Raw genomic sequence first — 3,760 nt, forward strand, 5'->3', positions numbered from 1 at the left:
CCCCCCCAGTCGACGAGGAGCCCGACGCTCCCATCGCTGACGACCTCCTGCTGCCCGTGCCTGATCGGGAGGACTCTCTGTCCTATGAACCGACCAGTCTAGCAGCAAACGACGACGATTGTTCTCTAGGACTGGGTGATACGGCTAGTGTTTGTTTCTCGGCGAGGAAAGGTGATTGCTGCCCCTCCGATCACCCACCCGCTGAGGTGGACACGGACCATTGCATGATAGGCAGAGCTATTCTTGAAGACAAAGTCTTACCCGTGTGCGAGCGCTGCACTCAACTATTCTCTGATGACGCGCGCAACACACAGATGACTGAACAACTGTCCCTCCTCAAAGCGACTCAATGGGATGAGTCTCTCCGGGGAGGAGCTCGCTATCGCTGTACCATACCACTGGGTCCAGGAATTGAAAATCTGCCCCAACATCGTGATACGGTTCTGAAGCAAGCCGAGAATCTACATCGGAAATTCAGCTCGAATTCACAGCATTGCGGTTGGGGCGAAAAGTTCAATGAGCGAATGAAGGAAGGTTTCATCACAGACAAGTATCGATGGCTGTCTGACGTCCTAACTGAATTCCCTAAATTCAACGAACTCCAAAAAAGTTACATCCCAGTAGGGGTGGTGTTGAAACCCGGGGCAATCCCCGGGAAGACTTCAGCTCGCCCCACTATGAACTTCTCGCACGCGCCAAACGCAAAGAAGTTGAGTGTGAACTCCTTCACCCCTACAGGATCTTCAAAACCCACAGTAGCGAAAATTTCAGCTACCATCAACCAACTCAGGCTGTGTCCCTTTATACTAGCCACAGATCTTTCCAGGAATTTTTGGCAGGTTTTTACCGACATGAAGTTCTCGTCCTTGTCAAGAATCCTCATACCTGCAGTAATGGACAAGGAGTCGGGTCAGCTGCTGCCAGCCTATGGCAACCCAAATGCGGTCATTACAGAAGCAGTCTGTTTTTCCGTACAATTTGGGCAACGCTTTGCTAGTGGCCTGGTGGCGGCCGTAGTGGCTCACGTCCTACGACACCCAGGCGCGATTCCAACCCCTGGGGAACCACTCTTCAACCCCGACTCACTGCAAAGAGGAGACGGACATGGACTCCATCACCCCGGCTCGGACATTCTCGACTATGTTTGTCTAAAAATTGACGGGTGTGTAATCTCCATTTATTCAGATGATATTTTCATCGGTGGTCATTCCCTACAGGCCGTTGCTGAACTGTTCACTAAAGTCAGAGCGGACTTCAAAAACCACGGTTTCACCACTAGTGAAAAATCAACTTTCCTCATCGCTCCCAACTTTTGCGATATTCCTAAAAATCGATCGATCCAGGTGAGGAATGAAGCCCCCATTATTCTGGGAGCTCAAGATGAGACTCTCTCTATTCTGGGTTACAAGATCGATGCAAGCACCAACAAACCTTTAATCAAGCTCAAACTTTATCAATCCCAAATCACCGAGCTCATCCTGGATGGGGACGAACCCTTCAGTAAAACAGAACCGCTGGTAGCGGCAGTGGCTCGTGGTGAACAAGTTTCCCGTTCATCTCGAACCCCAGAACTGTCCCGCCCCACTGAAGCTAAGTGCAAGAACGGAAATACTTGTCCGGACTCTGCCACCCAGCCCTCTGTCTGCCTTGACCTCGGCATCAAGCGGCGTGGAATTCGCGACACCACGGGTCTCGTGACTTCAGTTGCAGACTGTCACAACTTCATCGCCAAAAACTTCAAAAATGGAGTTCTGACTAAGCGTCGTCTATGTGCCGCCCTCTCCTCATTGGGTTACGACCCTGCTGGAATTTTCGTGGCTCCTATCACACTGGCGACCCAAGCCTTGTGGCGATCCTGTTGCATGGCCTGCAAGGTAATGGATGCGGGTGGATGGGATGATGCTCTCCCTCCAGCAGTGTCTGAGGCTTTCACCAAGCACCTTGTCTTTGTCTTGTCATGTTTCAGTATCCCCGACAATATCCAGGCTCCATTCCACCACTTGGTTGAAAACCCAGTAGCCATCTACCCCCTGGTCATCTCCGATGGTGGTAGCGGCCTCTCCCAAGGCCTCACCGCAGCCAGAGGTTTTGCGGCTGCAGCCTGCATTCTCAGCAAATCAGCCGACAACGAGTGGAAAATCAGCTTGGCCAGAACCAGCACCCACTTGGGAAATGAGGTGGGTAGCGTCCGCCTTGAGCTAATGGGAATATGCACGGGAACCAACCTACTTCAGGAACTCCGCGATGTATTTGCCCGCACCCCACTTCCACCCCAGGTGTCGGTTCACTTCATTTTCGGTAGTGATAGCAAATGCAACCTGATGAGGCTTCGTCTCCCGACTCACCTGCTTGACAAGTGGTCCTGTGGGAGGGTGGCCTCCGCGTGTGCAGTGTTGTTTGATTCAGAGACGGCAGTATTCCATACACCCCGGAAATACAACGCAGCTGATGTTCTCTGTAAAGGCAACCTTTCTACACACTGTTACAAGGAATTTCAGGAGAAGCTCCAGTTTCTTCGGACGGAGTTTGCTCTTGCTGATGGACCACCCTCAGCTTGGACTGCCCTCAACGATATCCCCCACATTCGTGATGCCCCCCAAAACCTCAAAGAGGAACTTCTGCCACGGAAAGCTTGGGAGGTGCTGGAAGCAGTAACCCCGGGCCAAGTGTCAGTTCTCCCTGACGCCATCGGAAAATTGGCAGTAGAACCTTCAAACTACGACCTTCTAACTGCTGCTCCACCGCCCCCGGTCATTCAGCCAACGGGGGAGTGGCTGGGGGAGATAGAGCATGTTTACAAGATGAAGTCTGTCAAATTGACGGGCGCTTCTAAAATTGCAAAATCGAATCGGTACAAGGTAGATGTTGTCCCTGAGTACGACCAAGAAGAGTCTCTCCGGCTGGAGAACCTCGCTATTCTTGATCAGGAAACTGCCGGACACCCATTCAGTCGCATTTTTATGCGATTTCAGAGCAATGTACGGAAAGCTAACCTTTGTGTGGGTCTAATCATGCAAGGCTTGACGCGTTGGATATCTCGGTCCTCTAACAGTCACAAGTTCAACAAGAGCAGTGACTTCTCGAGATGGAAAACCATTGCACAGCACCACGACCTGGCCACGGGTGGTGGTCTTATCGCTGCCGGGCATGGGTTTGCTCGCGCCAAAGAGGAGACGGCCTCCCTGCTAGCCTCGGGCAAGTACCAAGTGTTCATCAACGATACCCTCAAGTTGGTCTACGTGTTTGGACGCCGTTGGGGTCGCAGCGACTCGCCTCCCTTTCAACTGGTGGTGCTAGACCCTGGATCCCTCCAGACACAGGCCTACATCACTACATTTCACAACTGCTTCCACTCGAGTGACTATTCTTGCACCCACCTACTTCAACAAGGTGTGTATGTAGCAGGAGCTAAAAAACTGCTCGAGAACTGGTCCACTAAGGGATGTTACAGTTGCCGCCAGCTGAAACTCCAGACGGCAAAACACGACATCTCCCACATCCCCGGTTATGCCTACGAGACCTGCTATGCTCCATTCAGCGCATGCGCACTGGACATCTTCTACGGTCCCAAATGCAGTCACTTGCTCAACCAAGTCAGGCGCACTCGTGGGGCCACAGTTAAAACTTACTATCTAACTATCATGTGCCTGTACACGCGCGCACTGGCAACTACCACTCTCACGGGCTACTCTTGTGCAGATCTGCTGGATGGCCTGGTACGACTCGCAACCCAGAAGAGTACCACCTTTCGCCTGATTGT

General features: G+C 52.1%; 1 protein-coding gene. It reads left to right on the plus strand.

Features of this window, described 5'->3' with window-relative positions:
- Positions 1 to 224: 224 nt before the first annotated feature.
- Positions 225 to 3,760, plus strand: a 3,536-nt coding sequence (locus tag ACN0IC_RS14675) for a hypothetical protein (RefSeq protein WP_416879527.1), incomplete at its 3' end; no start/stop codon positions are given.

The sequence above is a fragment of the Litorimonas sp. genome, from assembly GCA_029936425.1.
Taxonomy (GTDB): domain Bacteria; phylum Pseudomonadota; class Alphaproteobacteria; order Caulobacterales; family Maricaulaceae; genus Litorimonas.